The organism is Celerinatantimonas yamalensis (assembly GCF_046054155.1).
GTDB classification, from domain to species: domain Bacteria; phylum Pseudomonadota; class Gammaproteobacteria; order Enterobacterales; family Celerinatantimonadaceae; genus Celerinatantimonas; species Celerinatantimonas yamalensis.
Genome location: NZ_JBEQCT010000005.1, coordinates 192,046 through 212,811, shown reverse-complemented (window position 1 = coordinate 212,811; position 20,766 = coordinate 192,046). Strand labels below are relative to the sequence as shown.

The 20,766-nt window shown below is 44.9% G+C and carries 16 protein-coding genes and 5 tRNA genes; 5 read left to right on the top strand and 16 right to left on the bottom strand.

The window, feature by feature from the left end; translation table 11 throughout:
- Window positions 1–244 precede the first annotated feature (244 nt).
- Both ABUE30_RS12130 and ABUE30_RS12125 read left to right on the top strand, forming a co-directional pair.
- On the top strand, window positions 245–1,924 hold the full coding sequence (locus ABUE30_RS12130; protein WP_408624043.1) for an alpha-keto acid decarboxylase family protein: 1,680 nt from the start codon (window positions 245–247) through the stop codon (window positions 1,922–1,924).
- A gap of 286 nt (window positions 1,925–2,210) precedes the next feature.
- On the top strand, window positions 2,211–2,792 hold the full coding sequence (locus ABUE30_RS12125) for a DUF502 domain-containing protein (protein ID WP_408624042.1): 582 nt from the start codon (window positions 2,211–2,213) through the stop codon (window positions 2,790–2,792).
- A 231-nt stretch (window positions 2,793–3,023) separates the two neighbouring features.
- Here the strand turns inward: ABUE30_RS12125 and ABUE30_RS12120 are convergent, their stop codons facing one another.
- Entirely contained in the window at window positions 3,024–3,926 is a 903-nt protein-coding gene (locus ABUE30_RS12120; protein WP_408624041.1) for a LysR family transcriptional regulator, read from the bottom strand.
- A 93-nt stretch (window positions 3,927–4,019) separates the two neighbouring features.
- Between ABUE30_RS12120 and ABUE30_RS12115 the strand changes: the two genes are divergently transcribed.
- On the top strand, window positions 4,020–4,949 hold the full coding sequence (locus ABUE30_RS12115; RefSeq protein ID WP_408624039.1) for a DMT family transporter: 930 nt from the start codon (window positions 4,020–4,022) through the stop codon (window positions 4,947–4,949).
- A gap of 367 nt (window positions 4,950–5,316) precedes the next feature.
- Here the strand turns inward: ABUE30_RS12115 and ffh are convergent, their stop codons facing one another.
- Window positions 5,317–6,696, bottom strand: coding sequence for a signal recognition particle protein (gene ffh, locus ABUE30_RS12110; RefSeq protein ID WP_408624037.1), 1,380 nt, complete (start codon window positions 6,694–6,696; stop codon window positions 5,317–5,319).
- 225 nt (window positions 6,697–6,921) lie between these two features.
- Here ffh and ABUE30_RS12105 point away from each other — a divergent pair, with 225 nt between their 5' ends.
- A complete protein-coding gene (locus tag ABUE30_RS12105) occupies window positions 6,922–7,707 on the top strand; it encodes a cytochrome C assembly family protein (RefSeq protein ID WP_408624036.1) in 786 nt (261 codons plus the stop codon).
- 185 nt (window positions 7,708–7,892) lie between these two features.
- Window positions 7,893–9,173 (top strand): HlyC/CorC family transporter, encoded by a 1,281-nt coding sequence (locus ABUE30_RS12100; RefSeq protein ID WP_408624035.1) that lies wholly within the window; start codon window positions 7,893–7,895, stop codon window positions 9,171–9,173.
- A gap of 59 nt (window positions 9,174–9,232) precedes the next feature.
- Here ABUE30_RS12100 and luxS read toward each other — a convergent pair whose 3' ends face one another.
- The 14 genes from luxS to recA all read right to left on the bottom strand — a co-directional run bounded on the left by luxS (window position 9,233) and on the right by recA (window position 20,565).
- On the bottom strand, window positions 9,233–9,742 hold the full coding sequence (gene luxS / locus ABUE30_RS12095) for an S-ribosylhomocysteine lyase (protein ID WP_408624034.1): 510 nt from the start codon (window positions 9,740–9,742) through the stop codon (window positions 9,233–9,235).
- Between the two features lie 106 nt (window positions 9,743–9,848).
- Complete coding sequence (locus ABUE30_RS12090; RefSeq protein ID WP_408624033.1) at window positions 9,849–10,511, bottom strand: transglycosylase SLT domain-containing protein; 663 nt, start codon at window positions 10,509–10,511, stop codon at window positions 9,849–9,851.
- A complete protein-coding gene (gene gshA / locus ABUE30_RS12085) occupies window positions 10,474–12,036 on the bottom strand; it encodes a glutamate--cysteine ligase (protein WP_408624032.1) in 1,563 nt (520 codons plus the stop codon). Before gshA ends, ABUE30_RS12090 begins: the two co-directional genes overlap by 38 nt.
- Window positions 12,037–12,231: 195 nt before the next feature.
- On the bottom strand, window positions 12,232–12,825 hold the full coding sequence (locus ABUE30_RS12080) for a beta-phosphoglucomutase family hydrolase (protein WP_408624031.1): 594 nt from the start codon (window positions 12,823–12,825) through the stop codon (window positions 12,232–12,234).
- A 456-nt stretch (window positions 12,826–13,281) separates the two neighbouring features.
- Window positions 13,282–13,358: transfer RNA gene (locus ABUE30_RS12075), tRNA-Arg, on the bottom strand.
- Window positions 13,359–13,387: 29 nt separating this feature from the next.
- Window positions 13,388–13,464: transfer RNA gene (locus ABUE30_RS12070), tRNA-Arg, on the bottom strand.
- A 42-nt stretch (window positions 13,465–13,506) separates the two neighbouring features.
- Window positions 13,507–13,583 (bottom strand) — tRNA-Arg (locus ABUE30_RS12065).
- A 35-nt stretch (window positions 13,584–13,618) separates the two neighbouring features.
- A tRNA-Arg gene (locus ABUE30_RS12060) sits at window positions 13,619–13,695 on the bottom strand.
- A gap of 26 nt (window positions 13,696–13,721) precedes the next feature.
- Window positions 13,722–13,814 (bottom strand) — tRNA-Ser (locus ABUE30_RS12055).
- Between the two features lie 514 nt (window positions 13,815–14,328).
- A complete protein-coding gene (gene csrA / locus ABUE30_RS12050) occupies window positions 14,329–14,520 on the bottom strand; it encodes a carbon storage regulator CsrA (protein ID WP_131913677.1) in 192 nt (63 codons plus the stop codon).
- Between the two features lie 103 nt (window positions 14,521–14,623).
- Window positions 14,624–15,862, bottom strand: a complete 1,239-nt coding sequence (locus tag ABUE30_RS12045; protein ID WP_408624030.1) for an aspartate kinase — start codon at window positions 15,860–15,862, stop codon at window positions 14,624–14,626.
- Window positions 15,863–15,896: 34 nt separating this feature from the next.
- Window positions 15,897–18,512, bottom strand: coding sequence for an alanine--tRNA ligase (gene alaS, locus ABUE30_RS12040; protein WP_408624029.1), 2,616 nt, complete (start codon window positions 18,510–18,512; stop codon window positions 15,897–15,899).
- A 331-nt stretch (window positions 18,513–18,843) separates the two neighbouring features.
- Window positions 18,844–19,302 carry a regulatory protein RecX gene (locus ABUE30_RS12035; RefSeq protein ID WP_408624028.1) on the bottom strand — a complete coding sequence of 153 codons (459 nt, stop codon included), beginning with the start codon at window positions 19,300–19,302 and terminating at the stop codon, window positions 18,844–18,846.
- 123 nt (window positions 19,303–19,425) lie between these two features.
- On the bottom strand, window positions 19,426–20,565 hold the full coding sequence (gene recA / locus ABUE30_RS12030; protein WP_408624027.1) for a recombinase RecA: 1,140 nt from the start codon (window positions 20,563–20,565) through the stop codon (window positions 19,426–19,428).
- Window positions 20,566–20,766: the final 201 nt, after the last annotated feature.

The window sequence follows — 20,766 nt, the reverse complement described above, 5'->3', positions numbered from 1 at the left end:
TCATTATTCGGCTTTATTTTGATGCTCCCCTATAGATAATTTGAATACCAATAGAAGTGTTTGTGCATTTTTTCGCCTAAAAGTCGATCGAGGCAAAATATTAAGCAGGCAATAACATGTATATTGTGGGCAGTTTTATTATTTTTAGTACCCATATGCTTATATTTATCATTTTTGGGGCTATTACTCACAAAACGGCATATTTATCACTATGTTAGCCGTACGCGCGTTAAAGGAGCATGTGATGACACAAACCACCATGGGCCATTATCTTTGGCAACGATTAAAACAGATGGGCATTCGTTACGTTTTTGGCGTTCCAGGAGATTTCAATTTACAACTATTAGAACAGCTCAGTGAAGTCGATGGTATTGAATTTGTCGGCACCTGCAATGAACTCAATGCCGCCTATGCGGCTGATGGATATGCGCGCAGCAATGGCATCGCTGCGCTGATTACAACATATGGCGTTGGCGATCTTAGTGCGTTATGCGGCGTTGCAGGTAGTTTTGCCGAACATATTCCAGTCGTGATGATTAGCGGTGTACCACCGATGTATGCCATCCGAAACCGATTACAACTGCATCATACGATGGCAGAGGGCAATTTTGATAATGTGCGCACTGCACTCAAGCAGTTTACCCTCACTGATGCCTGTCTAACCCCCGCAAATGCTAGCCAAGAAATTGACCGGGCGCTCAACTACTGCTGGCAAGAACGTTGTCCTGTTTATCTGCAAGTTCCATCGAATCTGAGCTATCTTGAAATTAAAACCAATGATGTTCCCATAACGCGAGCTCCCGCAGGCTTTGACTCGCGCCAGCAGCAAAGCGCAATGGGGGCAATACAAGCGAAATTTGCGAAGGCAAAACGCCCAGTGATGCTCATTGATATGGACGCCGAACGTGCTCAAATTAGTGACCAGTTACAACAGCTTGCTGATCGCTACAACATCCCTTATGCCAGTTTTTTAACAGGTAAAGCCATTTTAGATGAAACATCACCATTGTGGTTAGGCTATTACCCCGCCAGCGCCGAGTCATCACTATCCCAGTGGCTTAATCAGGCTGATCTTATCCTTGCCACCGCACCCTGCTACCAAGAAGGGAGTCCAATAGCTGTAGGGCTGCCCACTGAACAGACAATCTACCTACAAGGCTTCGAAGTGACTATCGCAGGTGACGTTTATGAAGGCGTCAACGCCCAAGTATTACTCGATAGCATGCTAGAACAGGGCTTAACATGTACTCATCGAAGCGACCATCCCAAGCCGCCATCTCGCCGAGGCGCTACCTATCAAGCACAACAACCACTGCGCCATGAACAGCTATGGCCTCAAATTGGCCAATATTTTCGCGGCACAGATATCGTCATTGGGGAAAATGGTTGTGCTAATATCGCGCTACAAACCTTGCCATTTCCTAAGGGTTGTCATTACATCGCGCAGCCTATTTGGGGCTCTATCGGTTTTACCCTTCCCGCTTTACTTGGCAGTATGTTGGCACAACCCAGCAAACGGCATTGGTTATTTATTGGCGACGGGTCATTCCAAATGACAGCCCAAGAACTGTCAACCTTGCTTCAGCGGGGGTTGAAACCCGTCATTGTATTACTCAATAATGCAGGTTACACCATCGAGCGCTATATTTTTGGCAAGCAGGCCCGTTATAACGACATCGCCCAGTGGAATTATCAAGCATTGCTAGATGCATTAGCACCAAATATTCGGGTCAATTATCAAAAAGTGAACACGCATGAAGAGCTCGCACAAACTCTTGACGCATTAACAAACGAGCAGGCAACCTTTATCGAAATACAGCTTGATCCACTCGATGCGCCAGCTCGGCTACAACAATTCGGCGCATCGTTTGCCGAGTTTGATTACGGTCCTCGCGGCCCACAACACCCCAAGAAAACCACATAAAGAGCTATTTTTAGCTAAACCACACCTACATACAACATCATATGAGGGTGTGGTGTCATAGCCATTGTAGATCATTAAAAGGCGCGCTCCCTCACGCTTCTCCTACGCTATGCCATACGACATTTGCCCTCTCACCTAACCCTGCTTGCCAACCAGTTCAAATTTCTCACCTGACACCATCCAACATTTTTCAGTGTAATAGCAACAATCGCTTTGAACAGGAAAAATGATTCCCCCCGGCCTTTGCCTTAAGGTATGCTGGGCGGGGTTTCATACAGGTGAAGTTATGCATAAAATTCTTTCGTACTTGTTAAAAGGGCTTGCAGCAGTATTACCAATTGGTCTGACCGTCTACCTGATCTATTGGTTACTCGCGACTGGCGAATCACTGGCCAAACCGTTTGTACTTTGGATACTGCCAGATGTGGTCTACTTTCCAGGATTGGGACTTATCTTTTGCATTGGAGCCCTTGTTTTAATTGGCTTTTTAGTCAACCTGTACGGCATCCGTTATCTAGTCACGCTAAGCCAACGTATTTTTGAACGGATCCCATTAGTTAAATCCATTTATGGGGCTTTTAAAGACATGATGGCCGTCTTTAATCTCTCCGATAAAAAAGAGATGAAAAGCGTCGTTGCCATTGAATATGATGGGGCTCAAGTGATTGGATTTATCACTGGCGAGCAAACTGGCGAGCGGTTATTTGGCGAACAAAATTTGGTGGGTGTTTATGTGCCATTGAGTTACCAAATTGGCGGCCTCACTATCTATATTGCCAGAGATCGGCTCACCGAATTAGATATCGGAGTAGAAGAAGCAATGCGTTTAGCGCTCACCGCGGGCATTCAATCTACACCTCGCAAATAAGTTATGTAGATCAGTCAGTAGACACTAGGACCAACTAACAATATACCCATGATCATAAAATCTGAACAATTAGATAAAATTGGTTATTTTTAACGTTCCAAACGCAAGCAGGCAGACGAACAGCACCTCAGTTCTGCCTCAATCAAAGTAGTTTAAAGGAAATACCCCTTTGAATTCCATCAATGACAATTAGCCACATCCAGTTTAGCCATAGAAGTTTAGAAAAGTGACCTAGCTAAGCTTGCATGCACCAAAGCGCTGCATAACGAACTCGATAAACAGGCGTACCCGCATTGGCAGATGATCCCGATCACGATAGAGCATAAACAGTGTGCGTACTTTGCTGCGCCAGTCAGGCAAAACATGACTCATTTTCCCCTGTACCATCATCGGCAACGCAAAGTAATCGGGGACATATCCAATTCCTAGACCCGTCTTGATGGCATGAGTTAGCATCGTGATTTCATCGACTTCTAGTCTGACTCCCTTTTGAGGGTAATAGTCGAACTCTTCGCCACTCTCTTTGTGTACCAGTTGCCATGGCGTCATCGGGTGGCAAATAATGGTCGGGTGCCCCAACAACTTGTCTGGTGTGGTTATTGTTGAAATATCGTAATCAGGATGAGAACACAAGATAAAGTGAATGTGCTTTAACGGTCGAGCAATCCAGTTATCGACGACTGGAGTTCCAATCCGAAAAACCACATCCATTCCTTCGGCCTCTATATCAATCAAAGAATTGGAAAAACTTAGATCCAACTGAATATCCGGATACTGAAGTAGAAAATCATAAAAAATCATGCGCAGGAATTGCGAACCTGCATTGATTGGCGCCGATACACGAATTTTCCCCTGCGGTTGATATTTATCTCGATGCAGGTCTTCGTCAATATGATTAAGCTCATCAAATAATGCGACTGAGCGTTGAAAATACTGTACGCCAATGCTGGTCAGAACCACTCGGTGTGCGTCGCGGTTTAGCAGGCGAAGTTGCAAATTAGATTCCAAATGACGGATGCGACGACTTAAAGTCGAAAGTGGTATCCCTAAAGATTGGGCTGCACCTTTGAAACTGCCTGAACGAGCTACCGCACAAAAACAACGTAGATCGTCTAACGAATAATTAGGTTTCATTAATGGTATTTACCGTCTTAATTTTGCTTGTTTATCCAATTATTGAAATCAATACACTAGGTAATACGTTTTGACAAGTCATTCGGAGTGACGATGAAATTTGATTCAACTTTGAAAGCCGTTATTCTTCTCATTATCTGTACTTTCTTTTGGGGAAGTTGCTTTCCTATAGGGAAACACGTATTAGACGAAGTACACGCGCTGACACTGGTATTTTGGCGCTTTGTGATTGCAGCGATGTGTCTGGCGCTATACATCAAAGCGATGCGTAGGCCCATGCCTCACTTAAGTTCACGACAATGGCTCTGGGTAATTATGGTTAGCGCAGTGGGCGTGGGTGGGCTCAATCTGGGCCTGTTTACCGGCCTCGTTTACACCAATGCAACCAATGGTTCGTTAATCATGGCGCTCAGCCCGCTAATGACCTCGCTGATTGCATGTATTGCTCTGCGAACGCGACCATCCGTTGGCCAGTGCTTTAGCCTACTGGTCAGCCTGACTGGCGTGCTGATAGTGATCACCAACGGCCGCCTAGAAACACTGTTCTCAATGCAGATCAACCACGGCGATAAGTTAATCTTCTGCGGCATGCTGGCCTGGAGTTTGTATACTTACTTCAGCCAAGGCATCGGCCGATGGATGCCCGTTATTCCTTATACCTTTGTCGGCATGTTAAGCGGGGCAACGGTGATTGGCGCAATGTGTCTAGTATCGCCAGAAGTGCATCCACTCGCTGAGCTTTGGAATAGCAGTACGTTAGGGGTATCGGAATTGGTATATATCGGAGTGTTTGGTACAGTTGCCGGTTATTTATTGTGGTTAAATGGTGTGCATCACCTCGGCTCAGCAAATGCGTCGCTATTTTTCAACTTTGTACCGATCTTCTCAGTGCTGACCTCCTTTATACTCGGACAGGCAGTTACTCGATTGCAACTGTGTGGCATTGTTATTGTGATTGCAGGGCTATTACTCCCCTATATTCGACGAATTAAACGCATGCTGCAAACCTGCTCCGAATCCTAAATCAAGGCTTCAACTTATTAATCCAGAAAAACGGTAGGCTTCCGCTTTGTTTTCCGACGCAAGATTCACAATGCTGTTCTATTCTCTCTTCATCCGACGTCGGATATCGATGCTACTTTAAAAATTAATGCGGTGAATGACACATCATGCAAAAGCTGTTTCATGATATTCCCCGCTCTTATAGCGACGGCCCGAGCACTTGTTCTGCTCAGATGAGTTAGGACAATCGATCAAACAACTTACCACGTTCAGTCCAGAACAATGGAGCATGATCGAACCGTTTTTTAATAAAAATCCGAGCCTAGATAACTAGACTCGGATTGATTGGATGGCTCACGAATAGCAGCGTTTAGATGGATGATCGCATTTAGAATGGACCGCGACCACCGCCCCCGATTCCAGGAGGCATCATGCCTTTCATCTGGCTCATCATTTTGCGCATACCGCCTTTACCAGACATTTTTTTCATCATTTTCTGCATTTGGGTAAATTGTTTTAGCAAACGGTTTACGTCTTGGATCTGTGTACCAGAGCCTGCGGCGATACGTCGCTTACGCGCGCCTTTAATCACATCAGGGTGAGCACGCTCAGCGGGAGTCATCGAGTTGATAATCGCTTCCATTTTGATGGTTACTTTATCATCCATTTGATCTTTCACACCAGCGGGAAGCTGTCCCATACCGGGCAATTTATCCATCAGCCCCATCATGCCGCCCATTTTTTTCATCTGCTGCAATTGCTCACGAAAATCGGCCAAATCAAACCCTTTGCCTTTTTTCACCTTTGCCGCTAATTTTTCAGCTTGGCTACGATCAACATTACGCTCAACTTCTTCAATCAGCGAGAGCACATCACCCATTCCTAGAATGCGTGATGCTATTCGATCAGGATAGAATGGCTCTAGTGCATCAGTTTTCTCACCCATACCGATAAATTTAATCGGTTTACCGGTGATCTGCCGAATAGACAATGCAGCGCCACCGCGAGCATCCCCATCAGCTTTGGTCAAAATCACCCCGGTTAATGGTAATGCTTCATGAAACGCTTTAGCGGTATTCGCCGCATCTTGCCCCGTCATTGCATCCACGACAAATAACGTCTCAACAGGCGTGATATATTGATGCAATTGCTGGATCTCAGCCATCATGTCTTCATCAACATGCAACCGACCCGCAGTATCGACAATCAGTACATCAAAAAAGTGCCGTTTAGCATAATCCAATGCACTTAATGCAATATCTGCTGGTTTTTCAGCAGTGGAACTTGGAAAAAACTCGACATTCACTTCACTTGCCAATGTTTCTAGCTGTTTAATCGCCGCGGGACGATACACATCAGCACTCACCACTAATACTTTTTTCTTTTCACGCTCTTTTAAAAATTTCGCTAGCTTAGCGACACTGGTGGTTTTACCCGCTCCCTGTAAGCCGGCCATCAAAATCACCGCTGGCGGCGTTACGGAGAGATCAAGCGCTTCGTTGGCCTCCCCCATCGACTGCTCAAGCTCAGACTGAACAATCTTAATAAACGACTGGCCTGGTGTTAAACTTTTGGAGACTTCTTGGCCAACAGCTCGCTCTTTGACACGGTTGACAAAATCACGCACCACGGGCAACGCCACGTCAGCTTCCAGTAGCGCCATGCGAACTTCGCGCAGCGTTGCTTTGATATTATCTTCGGTCAGCCGGCCACGGCCGCTTATGTTTTTGAGCGTCTTTGACAATCGCTCGGAGAGATTTTCAAACATGGTAATCCTTAATATGACCGGTTGTGCAAATCAATCACTGATCGTTCCCGATTTGCCCTTCGCTTAATTGCTGTCCATTGTACCTGATTTTGCCCGCATCGACACAGCTCAGCAACGCATTTCTTGGCATCATTAATGCGCAGCTTGATCTGATGGGTAGCCGAGCTTTAGACAGAACGTTATACTGTAAAAATTATGTCGCAATCAATGAATCGCTGAATCACCATGAAATTACTGCTACTTCCAGTAATCGCCTTGTATCTTGCTGCTTCCTACGCATGTTGTAAATCGATGCTAACGCAGGAAAAGCGTTATCGCCGCTGGGTTTTAATCTGCGGGGGGATCGCTTTACTACTTCATGGAGTATGGGTCAGCCAAAGTATGTTGCTCACCAACGGGCAAGATCTAAGTATCATCAACGTGGCGGTATTATTGTGCCTATTGCTTGGTTTATCGGTGACAATGGGTTGTTCGCATTTTCAACTGTGGGTCATGTTGCCAGTTGTCTATGTCGCTAGCAGTATCACACTGCTGCTTTCAGCATTTATTTCCAACCCTTATATTTTGCACTTAGGGATCTACCCTCAAGTGATGGTGCACATTGGTTTTGCCCTAGTAGCGTTTACCATTATGATGATTGCAGCCTTATTTGCATTGCAGTTAGGATATTTGGATCACACGCTGAAGCGCCATCGTCCCCATGCGCTACAATTATCCATGCCACCATTAATTAAAATAGAAAACCAATTGATCGCACTAATCCGTATTGGAGTAGTGCTGCTGACTATCTCGCTGTTCACCGGATTTATATTTTTAAATCATATTTTTGAGCATGGCCGGGCGCATAAAGCCGTGCTTGCAGTCATTGCTTGGCTGGTCTATTTAGTCCTATTATTTGGTCACTATCGTTATGGTTGGCGCGGACGGATAGTAGGGATACTAACGCTTTTAGGTGCATTTATACTTATCCTTTCCTATTTTGGTAGCCGGATCTTCGCCAATTTATATTAACCATGTGCACGGCTTATGCACTCTTTACGCGTTAATCATGTAATAAGGGCGCTCACCTTCGCGGCCTATCTAAGCGTAAAACAGCTCATTAATTTTGCGTTGTTGCCTTTATGATTTATTTGTAACTTGACAGGATCCAAGCCAACACTTTTAATGGGCGTTGGTGTTTAATAGGAGTAACTTTCTTGGATGATATTTCGACGGGTGTTTTACTAATCATACTCGTTTTGATGATTGCTGTTTCAGCCTTCTTTTCTAGTTCTGAAACAGGCATGATGTCGCTCAACCGTTATCGGTTGAAACATTTGGTAAAAAGCAATAATCGCAGTGCTAAACGCACAGACGCGCTGCTAAAGCGTACTGATCGACTCATTAGTTTGATCCTAATCGGCAACAACTTAGTCAATATTTTAGCTTCAGCGATTGCCACAGTCTTAGGCATGCGCCTTTTTGGTGACTATGGACTGGTCATTGCAACCTTCGGCTTAACTCTGGTTATCCTTATTTTTGCAGAAGTCACCCCAAAAACGATGGCAGCTCTGTATCCTGAGCGTTTTGCTTTTGCCTCATCATGGATTTTAAGCCCAATGATGAAGTTTCTTTTTCCGATCATTTGGCTTATCAACGGTATCTCCAACACGTTGTTGCGACTATTTGGTATAAATCCTAAGAAAATGGCCACATCGGCGCTTAATCCCGAAGAACTGCGCACCGTGGTCAACGAAGCAGGAACTTTAATTCCCCGCCGTCACCAAGATATGCTACTCAGTATTCTCGATTTAGAGCATGTGACCGTTGATGATATTATGGTCCCACGCAATGATATTGCGGGCATCGACATCAATGATGATTGGGAGTCTATCCTCAAACAGCTCACGCATAGCTCGCATACACGCTTGTTATTATACCGTGACAAAATAGATGATGCCGTGGGTTTTGTTCATGCTCGCGATGCGCTGAGACTGTTAGTCAAAGACCAGTTTGATAAAACCACGCTGCTACGCGCGGTCAAAGAGATTTACTTTATCCCTGAAAATACCCCGCTCAATATCCAGTTAGGTAAATTTCAGCGCCGTAAAGAACGGATTGGCCTGATTGTCGATGAATATGGTGATATTCAAGGGTTAGTGACACTTGAAGATATTCTCGAGGAAATTGTCGGTGACTTTACAACAACGATCGCACCGACGCCAAGCGAAGAGATCCACTCACAACCGGACGGCAGTTATATCGTTGAAGGCACGACTAATATTCGTGATCTTAACAAAGAGCTTGGATGGGATCTGCCAACAGATGGGCCTCGTACTCTCAATGGTCTCATTGTCGAGTATTTGGAAGACATTCCAAAATCACCGGTTAGTATGCGCATTGCAGGCTATCCTATCGAGGTTTTAGAAATAGATAACAATGCGATCCGACAAGCTCGTATTTTGCCTGAGTTCTATGCTCGGAATGATACAAATTAATGGTTGCACACACGCTACAAAAAATCCGGCTAACAGCCGGATTCTTATAACTTTCATCGTTAGAGAGCTGCAAGCTGCTCTGGTGAAAGTTTTAACTCATCATTTTTATTCACCTGTACACCACGGTCTATAATCGACTGTGCAATCTGTTTGGCTTCATCTAATGAGTGCATGTGGTAGGTACCACACTGGTATTCATTTAGCTCTGGGATCTCTGTTTGAGATTGAACACGTAATACATCAGCCATTGATGCCAACCAAGCATCGGCGACTGTCTGTTCACTCGGCTGACCAATTAAACTCATATAAAAGCCTGTGCGACATCCCATCGGTGAGATATCAATGATCTCAACTTGACTGGAGTTCAAATGATTGCGCATAAAACCAGCAAATAAATGCTCTAGTGTGTGAATTCCTTTTTCAGGTAAAATCTCTTGATTAGGGACACAATAGCGTAAGTCAAATACAGTGATCGTGTCTTTACCTGGCGTCGTCATACTTTTTGCTACCCGTACAGCAGGAGCATGCATGCGAGTATGATCGACGGTAAAACTATCTAATAATGGCATAAAAATCTCTCTTGTTAGGCCTTACGGCGGTTCTACAAATCAGGCTTCAGTATCACGTGGGAAAATAGCCACACTTTGTCTCTTAAACCCTTTCAGGGCATGCCTTCTAGCCAAAGAACAAACGATAAAGCCAGCCATGATTAAGCTCGTCTTTACATTGACGATACTGAGCTCCATAGCGACGAGCACGCTTATCAACCTGTTGGGCGACATGTATTAACCAAGTTTTTTTCTTGTATGTTCCACGCCGATAGCCTCCCCATCCTTCATGATAATTCAGATATTGATCTTTCGCATCCCATTTTGAAACACCATTAATTTCGTACGTTTTATAGGTAAACCAACCAATAAAATCAATGGCATCTGAAAAATCATCGCGCTCTGCATTATAGCGACCGGTTTCACGCTGATAATCATGCCAAGCGTCATCTTGGGCTTGTGCGTAACCATACGCTGACGTTTTTCGCCCAGTTGGAATAAACCCAAGAAAATAGTTCATAGGTTGTATCGCCTTCGCGCGAAAACGTGATTCCTGATAAATAAAGGCCATCGGCACTTGAACAGGGGTTCCCCAGCGCTCATGCATCGCTTTCGCTGATTCATACCACCCATGATATTCACGAAAAATATCACATAAGTTATTCGGGTTTCGCGGCGGCGATGTGGCGCACCCGGTTAGCAGTAACGCCCCAGTGGCCAAGACACCGACCCGCCAAGGTAGACGTTTCAGATTAATCAAGCGGCTGCATAGCACGCTGAAAGTACTCATCAAGGTATTCATCTAAACTGCCATGATCAGCGGCTTCAATCGCTTGCTGACGGGCTAAGCTCTCACGAACTAATGCATCTAACTGGTCAGTGCTCCATTGGCTTAACGCATGCTCTTGCAAGGCTAAACGATGATTCTGCGCCAGTTCTAATGCCAGCGTCCCATTGTCTTCATCATTGGCTTGTAGTTGCCCTAACAGCTGCTCAGAAAGCGGGGCTTGATGCCGAACGCGATCAAGTGCACTATAAAACTCCTCGCCCAACAGTTCAGCCACTTGCGTACTCCCGTTCATAATATAATCGCGCCATTGCACAACGGATTGTTTTTTATTGCCAATCGTTAACTGGAGTTGTGGGTCACGACCCTGCGTTGCCACTTGGTTTAAGTTTTCGCGGCACTGCTGCAACTCGCCAGTGGCAAACGGTTCTGATGGCATCATCAAACACCATAGCAAGAGCGTATCGATAAACTGTAACTGCTGGGTCGTCACGCCTTGGGCAGAAAACGGATTCAGATCTAATGAGCGCACTTCAATGTACTCAATGCCTTTTTCATACAATGCTTGAGACGGCGTCTGACCCGATTGCGTCACTCGTTTTGCCCGAATTGGAGCATATAACTCATTTTCAATTTGTAAAATATTGCTATTGAGCTGTCGATATTCACCATCGACTTTTACACCAATTTTGGCAAACTCATCCGATGTGGTTTGTGTCGCTTGGCGCACGCTGCACACATACTCTTGAAGTGAATTATAACTGATTTGTAATTTTGACTGGGCACTGCTGGTATAGCCTAAGTCACTCATACGCAGTGATGTCGCATAAGGTAAATAAAGCGACCCCTTACCCACTTTTTTAAAAGCCAACGGTGATGGATGATCTTGGACAAAGCTATGACACAATGCAGGCGATGCACCGAACCAATACGGGATCACCCAACCATAGCGATAGAAATTTCGGATCAAGTGCATATATTGATCAGAGATAAAATCTTGCAACGGTTGCGTATTGCCAAGTTGCTTTTGCCATTGCGGCCAAAAACGCTCTGGCAACGAGAAATTATAATGAATACCAGCAATGATCTGCATAGTACTGCCATAACGATTTTTTAGCCCACGTCGATATAAATGCTTCATCACGCCAACATGTGATGAACCATACTCAGCTAATGGAATATCATCATCGTTACCGACAAAACACGGCATACTCATCGGCCACAATAGTTCGCCGTCCATCTTACTCATGGCGTAATGATGGATATCTTGCAACGAAGCCATTAACTGCTGATGTGAATGTGCAACAGGCGTAACAAACTCAAGTAAGTTTTCAGCATAGTCAGTAGTAATTAATGGATGAGTTAAATTACTACCAAGCTTTTGACGAGGATGCGGCGTTGTTGCCAAAAGCCCATTAGGTTGAATACGCAGTGCTTCACGTTCAATACCACGACCAATTTGGTTACCTAGATCGGGTTGAGTAAGCTGTCTTAGACCGTCTAAGCGGTCTGCATAATCTTGATTCAAACGATATCTCATTAAACTAATATATGTATTGAGCAAGCATATCGGGAATAGTCTGAAAGATCCAATCAGCACCACTAATCACACTCATTGGTCAAGACTATCAATTCAATTGGTCAATACAATGGATAATGTAGACCGATGTGATTTTACCAACAGTGGATATAATTACACACCAGACCGCCCGCTCATAATCTGCTAGATGCCATCAAAATAGTGGCCTTGCCATATATTACGAACATCAACATAAGTCATGCCAGCGGCAGTTGCTGCATCAAACCCCGCCTGCGCATCTTCAAACACTACACAGTGCTCAGGGGCAACATCCAGCAATTGGGCACAACGTAAAAAGGTTTCAGGTGATGGCTTATGTGCTTTGACTTGATCTGAACCGACAATCACTGGAAATAAGGTATCTATGCCAAGGTGAGCCAATAATGTAGATGCTTCGAGAGTTGTGGCCCCCGTTCCAATCGCTATCGGCTTATGTGCGTAGCGTTTAACGATATCCACGATAGGTGTAGGGACAACCATTTTTCGAGCGATTTTTTGATATAACGCTTCTTTTTCAGCGCTAATCGCTGCGATGTCTAATGAGTGAATACTGGCATGCTGACATAAGTAATCAACTGTTTGCAGCGCTGGCCAACCATTAAGGTAGTTCATTTGCGCGCCAGTGTAAGGGATGTGGTACTGGCCAAGGATCTGCTCCCAAGCTGTTTGATGGGCAGGAAGTGAATCAATCACGGTGCCATCCATATCAAAGATCAATGCTAAATAATGGTCGTACATAAGGCCTCTTCGTTCAATTAAGCTTCCCGTCATTAAAGCCAGTCTAGTAGAAGTATCCTTGGATATATAACATATGATCGCTGACACATTGGAAAAGACTGGGAAAACAAACGACTTGAACTAGAATGGAAAGATAGCCCAATTAATATCGTTCATTATGACGCGACTGTTTCTACTGCCACTGATATTAACATTGCTTTGGAGTGCTATCAGCCTCTATTTTCAGCTTCCGCGAAAACAAGTGCAGATTGGATTTTATTGGATTTCAGGCGCAAGTTTAGCTCTTATCGCTTTTTTCACACTCATGATCGCTTTGACGAGTTGATAGTAATCAATACAGAATATTGCTGACAAGGAGAATACATCGAGTTGATCTGATTAGTTCAAACCATTTACTATCATGGTTTCAGCCAAATAGCTCAAACGAGAAAAGTTGATAATAATAGAGATAAATGATGGTGCGTGTGGGAGGATTCGAACCTCCGACCGCCTGGTTCGTAGCCAGGTACTCTATCCAGCTGAGCTACACACGCAAAGACGATAGAGAATAAATTAGTAGCGATGGTGCGTGTGGGAGGATTCGAACCTCCGACCGCCTGGTTCGTAGCCAGGTACTCTATCCAGCTGAGCTACACACGCATTACCGTAACAACTTAACTCTTTAATGCATATATCAAGAAATGGTGCGTGTGGGAGGATTCGAACCTCCGACCGCCTGGTTCGTAGCCAGGTACTCTATCCAGCTGAGCTACACACGCATGTGCCATTAAAATGACATAATAATATAGCAGTATGGTGCGTGTGGGAGGATTCGAACCTCCGACCGCCTGGTTCGTAGCCAGGTACTCTATCCAGCTGAGCTACACACGCATCTTAAAACTATATTATTCGAATGATGGCGGTGAGGGAGGGATTCGAACCCTCGATAGGGCTATAAACCCTATACTCCCTTAGCAGGGGAGCGCCTTCAGCCGCTCGGCCACCTCACCACGATTCGGGTGCAGATATTACTGCCTTAAAAAATATAGTCAAACTTTTTTTTACTATTCATGGCTATTCGCTCAGCAAACGAGCAATTTAACATAGCGCAACGCATAAGCGATCAAAAAAAAGATACGGAATCAATTCACATTACTTTTTGAATATTTGAACACAGCTGTTGCCATCCCCTGAACTTATAATATTCTGCTGGTTATTCCTTTATCTAAAATTCTTACATAACCTCTTTTTGTATTCCAAAGGTCATCACCCTCGCAAAAGCAACTCGATTAAAACCAAACAAATATCGCTGTCTTTCATGCGTCTGTAAAGGCCACAGTCGCCCACAGCCTTTTCCTAAAATATGCGCGTCTAATGGGGCTCCATCCTATTCAGATTGGCAACACGGAGCTAATAGTGCCGCTGAGACCACAATGTTTCACCCCACTCGATGCGCCCGCAATAAAAAAGGAAGCCAAGGCTTCCTTTTTTGCTAAGGGGCTACTGATAGCTAAACCTCATCGTTTAGCTATTAGCGGCTTGGCTTGCTTTCTTTTCAGCCTGGATCCGCATATAAATCTCTTCTCGGTGAACAGACACCTCTTTTGGAGCATTCACACCAACACGGATCTGATTCCCTTTGACGCCCAGTACAGTTACTGTGACATCATCACCAATCATCAATGTTTCCCCAACCCGACGTGTTAAAATAAGCATTCGTTGCTCCTTAAATCCTGAAAAATTCGCCTTAAAACAGATGGTCCTATCATAAAGCCTTTTGCTAGGCAGACTCTATATGGACAATCCAATATCGCGGTATCTAAATATTCTCTTCTACTGCAACATTTTCTAATTCAAACGCACGATGCAAAGCTCGAACGCCCAACTCTAAATATTTGTCATCGACCACGACCGATACTTTGATCTCAGATGTTGAGATTAATTGCATGTTGATGCCTTCTTGACCCAGCGTATCAAACATCTTTTTAGCAATGCCTGGATGGTTCATCATTCCAACACCAACAATAGACAACTTGGCAATGCAATTGTTCCCGTGAACCCGTCGTGCACCTAATTTTTCTGCCGATTGTTCCACCAAAACTTTCGCTTTCTTATAGTCACTGCGGTTGATCGTAAAGGTAAAGTCCGCCGTACCATCGCCCATGCTATTCTGCACAATCATATCAACATCGATATGAGCGTCACCAATCGGTTCGAGAATGGTTGCTGCAATTGCAGGTTTATCTGGCACCCCTAAAATAGTCAGGCTTGCTGTATCGCGCATAAACGCAATTCCTGAAATAATTGGTGATTCCATCCCTTTCCTCTCATAGCTAATTAGGGTTCCTGTGCTACCTTCTTCAAAAGAAGATAGCACGCGCAGCGGAACATTATATTTACCCGCAAACTCAACAGAACGGATCTGTAAGACTTTTGCCCCAAGGCTTGCCATTTCGAGCATCTCTTCAAAAGTGATACTTTCTAATCGGCGAGCTCTGGGCTCAACCCGAGGGTCAGTGGTATAAACACCATCGACATCGGTATAGATTTGACATTCATCGGCTTTGATCGCCGCGGCAATTGCCACAGCGGTGGTATCACTGCCACCGCGACCTAAAGTGGTGATACTGTTGTCAGATGCTCGGCCTTGGAATCCGGCAACCACGACCACCTTGCCGTCTTGTAAGTATTTGCGTAGCGGCTCATCATCGACTCGTTTGATTCGTGCTTTACCATGTGCATCATCGGTGTGCATACGCAATTGATCACCTGTCATTGATACCGCATCACACGCAATTTTTTGCAACGCTATCGTCAACAATGCAATGGTGACCTGTTCACCGGTTGAAACCAACACATCAGTTTCTCTAGCCGGTGCATTTTCATCCAACGCGTTAGCCATTTCTAGAAGTCGATTCGTCTCACCAGACATCGCCGAAACCACCACGACCACATCATCACCTTGCAAGCGATGTCGCTTAATACGTTTGGCAACAGCTTCTATTCGCTCTAGCGAACCAACCGATGTTCCACCATATTTTTGAACCAATAAAGCCACGAATCATCCCCATTCGTTTATTAAAAAATGAGACCTAAAGCTGGTCATTCAACCACAACTTCGCCGCCTGTAAAGCCGCTGGCAACTGTGCTGGTTGTGTTCCCCCCGCTTGCGCCATATCGGGGCGACCGCCCCCGCGACCGCCGACCAGTTGAGCAGCAACATTGACCAACTCGCCCGCTTTCACTTTGCTGCAAAGGTCTTTAGTCACCCCAGCGATAAGATTAACTTTCTCGCCATTAACAGTCCCTAACACAATAACGGCACTGCCGAGTTTGACTTTCAGATCATCAAGTGTAGTTCGCAGCGATTTAGCTTCCACGCCGGCCAAGTCAGCGATTAGAACTTTGACACCATTGACCTCTTGGACTTGATCAAGAATATTAGCGCCAGCTTGCGCGGCCAACTTAGCTTGTAATTGTGCTAACTCTTTTTCCAATCCGCGAGTGCGTTCTTGCTGCTGCACGATACGCTCAGCAACAGTAAAGATATCCCCTTTGAGTTCACTGGCTGCAATGTGTAACTGTTGTTGCAGTTTTTGCACATAATCAACCGCAAACTGACCAGTCACCGCTTCAATACGGCGTACCCCTGAAGCAATTCCAGTTTCATGAAGGATCTTAAATAAACCAATCTCACCGGTGGTTTTTACATGGGTTCCGCCACACAATTCAGTGGAAAACTCACCCATTTTTACAACGCGGACTTCATTGCCATATTTTTCACCAAATAACGCCATTGCACCCGCTTGTTTGGCATCATCAAGTCCCATAATCACGGTCGATACATCAAGGTTAGCTCGAATCTGTTGATTAACCAGCTGTTCAATATGCTCAAGCGTTGTATTATCAATCGCGTCTAAATGCGAGAAGTCAAACCGTAAACGATTGGCGTCCACTAACGAGCCTTTTTGACTCACATGCTCACCTAATACTTGGCGAAGTGCAGCATGCAATAAGTGTGTCACCGAATGGTTCAGTGCAGTTGCTTGTCGTTTACGCGAGTCAACACTGGCATGTAGCGTATCACCAATCTGAATCATGCCATGCGTAAGCTGCGCATGGTGGACAAAGGCATTGCCCACTTTGCTGGTATCAGTCACAACTAGCTCACCACCAGCAAAAGTCATGGAACCTTTATCACCCGCTTGACCGCCCGACTCAGCATAAAATGGGGTTTTATCTAATACGATTTGCACATCACCCTCGGCCGATATCACCGATTGTCCATCTTTAAAAAGAGCAACAACTTTGGCATCTGCGGCTAAACTCTGATAGCCAACAAACTCAGTTTTGCCATCCACTTGGATGGTTTGACTATAGTCAACATCAAATTGACTTGCCTGCTTAGCTCGCTCACGCTGCGCTTGCATTGCCGCTTCAAAGCCTTTTGTATCAATCGTGAAATGACGTTCGCGGGCTACATCAGCGGTTAAATCAGCTGGAAAACCATAGGTATCATAAAGTTTGAACACAAGCTCGCCAGGAACCTCTGTTCCTTCAATTTTAGCTAATGCGTCATCAAGGATTAACAAACCACGATCGAGTGTTTTAGCAAATTGTTCTTCTTCAAGACGCAGTACTTTTTCAATCATTGGCTGTTGAGTCAGCAACTCAGGATAGGCTGCCCCCATAATACGCACTAGTTGTGCAACCAATTTGTAAAAGAAAACATCTTTACATCCTAAGCGATTGCCATGGCGCACCGCGCGGCGAATAATACGTCGTAACACATACCCACGCCCTTCATTCGATGGCATCACCCCGTCGGCGATTAAAAAACTACACGAGCGAATATGATCCGCAATGACCCGTAGAGATTGATCGCTCAGGTCATCACACCCGATTAAACGAGCCGTAGCTTGAATAAGATCTTGAAAAGTATCAATCTCATAATTGGAGTGAACATTTTGCATAATCGCAGAGACCCGCTCCAATCCCATCCCTGTATCAACAGACGGTTTAGGCAATGGAAGCATCTGACCATCACTTTGGCGGTTAAACTGCATAAACACCAAGTTCCAGATCTCAATAAAACGGTCGCCATCTTCTTCTGGCGATCCTGGAGGCCCACCCCAGATATGCTCGCCATGATCAAAGAAGATCTCACTACTGGGTCCGCACGGTCCGGTGTCGCCCATTTGCCAGAAATTATCTGACTCGTAACGCGTCCCTTTATTGTCCCCTATGCGGACAATACGCTCGGCTGGCAAACCCACTTCTTTGTTCCAAATATCATACGCTTCATCATCTTCCGCATACACAGTAACCAGCAACTTCTCTTTAGGTAACTTTAAGATCTCGGTTAAAAAACCCCAGGCAAAGTTAATCGCATCATGCTTAAAATAATCACCAAAGCTGAAATTACCCATCATCTCGAAAAAAGTATGGTGGCGAGCAGTATAACCGACATTATCTAAGTCGTTATGTTTGCCACCGGCGCGCACGCAACGCTGCGCGGTTACCGCGCGCGTGTAATCACGCTTTTCCGATCCTAAAAAGATATCTTTAAATTGGTTCATCCCAGCGTTAGTAAATAGTAATGTCGGGTCGTCATGAGGGACCAGAGAGCTACTTGGAACAATCTGGTGACCATGTTGCTGGAAATACTCTAGAAACGCTGTACGAATTTCAGCGGAAGTCATGTTCATTTATATCAATCCTGATTCTTGCAATACTGCCTGTCAGCATGAGTCTTAGAGTCTGCACAAAGCGTTTGTCAAACAATTGCAACATTGCCAATTCATCGGCAAACTCTGCTCGACATCCCTGCCATGAGGAATGCGTAAATGAGCCACAATATAGCATGGCCTAAGCGCCTTAGAAAGGCAGGAGCAACGACAACTGATGAATAAATAGGGATTTAAAAAGCCTTAATATCATCAATATTCAACAAGCTGACGTCTACCACCTTAAAACGATTGGTTAACCCATTTAAAACCATTCCTGTAAGCTATCAATAGATACGCTAAATACTGCATGTCATTGTGACTGCGATTGTATTTCGAAGAATTGGCGAATAAGGTCGCTATCGAATCCACGCCGATATAAATAAGCTTGGCACTTTCGTCGCTCGGGCCAAGTCTGCGGGAGCTGGCGATACTTTTTGCTAAAGGCGCGCTCGAGTGCCTGCCACCAATCCCACTGCTCATCGGCAATCACTTGGGCTGCAATTTCTGAACTCACCCCTTTACTGGTCAAATACTGACGGATATAGGCACCACCATAACCACTTTGCAATCGACTACGGGTCAGACCCATGGCAAATTCAAAGTCATTAATCCAGCCTTGTTGCTGCGCATAATCGAGGGCCTGCTCAATTTCGTCAGTTGAATACTCTTTCTCTTTGAGTTTTTTAACAAGTTGCGCTCGGCTATAGCCCCGCCGAGATAACAGCTCAACTACGGCACCTTTGGCCGATAGCTTTTGTTTATACCTCATGATTTCACTTTATAGTTGATGATAAACAAGATGCTAGCTAAAAAGTCTTTGTTGTTAATGCAAAAAGGGCCATAAGGCCCTTTCCATTACTCACAAATTTAAGACAAAAAATGATTCGCTTTATTATTCATCTTCCTGCGAAGTTTTGACCGCTTTAACATCAGTTTGCTCGCTTAACTTAGCGGCTGCGGCATTTTTCTCGTTTAACTTAGCAGTTACGGCATTTTTTTCATTTAACTTAGCTGCATTAGCTTTGTCTGTTGCCCCTGGCTGGCTGAGCAATAATTCACGTAATTTTGTTTCAATCTCTTGTGCATCTTGTGGGTGTTCCGTGAGATATTTACAAGCATTCGCTTTGCCTTGACCAATCTTGGTGCCGTTATAGCTGAACCAAGCGCCCGCTTTTTCCACCAGTTTTTCTTTAACGCCAAGGTCGACTAACTCCCCTAAGCGGTTGATCCCACCACCATAGATGATCTGAAATTCAGCTTGACGAAATGGCGGTGATACTTTGTTCTTCACCACTTTCACGCGGGTTTCATTACCAATGACTTCATCGCCATCTTTCACGGCACCAATCCGGCGAATATCTAGCCGAACCGATGAATAAAATTTTAACGCATTACCACCTGTAGTAGTTTCAGGATTACCGAACATCACGCCAATTTTCATCCGGATTTGGTTGATGAAAATAGCTAAGCAATTCGATTGTTTGATATTCCCGGTCAGCTTACGCAGTGCTTGTGACATCAGGCGCGCTTGCAAGCCAACATGGCTATCGCCCATTTCGCCTTCAATTTCAGCTTTAGGGGTTAATGCAGCCACAGAGTCAATAACGACCACATTGACCGCGCCAGAACGAACTAGCATGTCACAAATCTCTAGAGCTTGCTCACCTGTATCCGGTTGAGAGATCAATAACTCATCGATATCCACACCCAATTTGCGCGCATAAATGGGATCCAGTGCATGCTCAGCATCGATAAAGGCACACGTTTTTCCCTGTTTTTGCGCTTCGGCGATAATCGACAAGGTCAGTGTTGTTTTACCGGATGATTCAGGACCATAGATCTCGACAACTCGGCCATAAGGCACCCCACCAATTCCTAAGGCAATATCCAGCCCCAAAGAACCCGTCGATACCGACTCAATATCCATCATTGCCGCAGAGCCATCGCCTAACCGCATGATAGAGCCTTTACCAAACTGTTTCTCAATTTGACCTAGCGCGGCAGCCAGAGCCTTCTGTTTGTTTTGATCCATTCGATCCTCATCAAAGCTGAAATTTGACTTAACTTAGACTAAGTATACTGGTTATACATACAGTATCAAGCAACAATCTTAGTTACTTATGCTCAACCTTCCATAGACTAAAAAAATACTAGTTTAGTATCATACCGATAACACTAATAGCATGTATAACAAATTTATCCACGAGATAGATTGACGACACCCAAGTCGTGC

Bases quoted from the DNA above. Each gene is read 5' to 3' on its own strand.
- ABUE30_RS12130 (WP_408624043.1), top strand. From the start codon at position 245: ATGACACAAACCACCATGGGCCATTATCTTTGGCAACGATTAAAACAG.
- ABUE30_RS12090 (WP_408624033.1), bottom strand. From the start codon at position 10,511: ATGAGTACTTTCAGCGTGCTATGCAGCCGCTTGATTAATCTGAAACGT.
- recA (WP_408624027.1), bottom strand. From the start codon at position 20,565: ATGGATCAAAACAAACAGAAGGCTCTGGCTGCCGCGCTAGGTCAAATT.
- ffh (WP_408624037.1), bottom strand. From the start codon at position 6,696: ATGTTTGAAAATCTCTCCGAGCGATTGTCAAAGACGCTCAAAAACATA.
- ABUE30_RS12120 (WP_408624041.1), bottom strand. From the start codon at position 3,926: ATGAAACCTAATTATTCGTTAGACGATCTACGTTGTTTTTGTGCGGTA.
- csrA (WP_131913677.1), bottom strand. From the start codon at position 14,520: ATGCTTATTTTAACACGTCGGGTTGGGGAAACATTGATGATTGGTGAT.
- ABUE30_RS12105 (WP_408624036.1), top strand. From the start codon at position 6,922: ATGAAATTACTGCTACTTCCAGTAATCGCCTTGTATCTTGCTGCTTCC.
- ABUE30_RS12035 (WP_408624028.1), bottom strand. From the start codon at position 19,302: ATGAGGTATAAACAAAAGCTATCGGCCAAAGGTGCCGTAGTTGAGCTG.
- ABUE30_RS12125 (WP_408624042.1), top strand. From the start codon at position 2,211: ATGCATAAAATTCTTTCGTACTTGTTAAAAGGGCTTGCAGCAGTATTA.
- alaS (WP_408624029.1), bottom strand. From the start codon at position 18,512: ATGAACATGACTTCCGCTGAAATTCGTACAGCGTTTCTAGAGTATTTC.
- ABUE30_RS12115 (WP_408624039.1), top strand. From the start codon at position 4,020: ATGAAATTTGATTCAACTTTGAAAGCCGTTATTCTTCTCATTATCTGT.
- ABUE30_RS12080 (WP_408624031.1), bottom strand. From the start codon at position 12,825: ATGTACGACCATTATTTAGCATTGATCTTTGATATGGATGGCACCGTG.
- luxS (WP_408624034.1), bottom strand. From the start codon at position 9,742: ATGCCATTATTAGATAGTTTTACCGTCGATCATACTCGCATGCATGCT.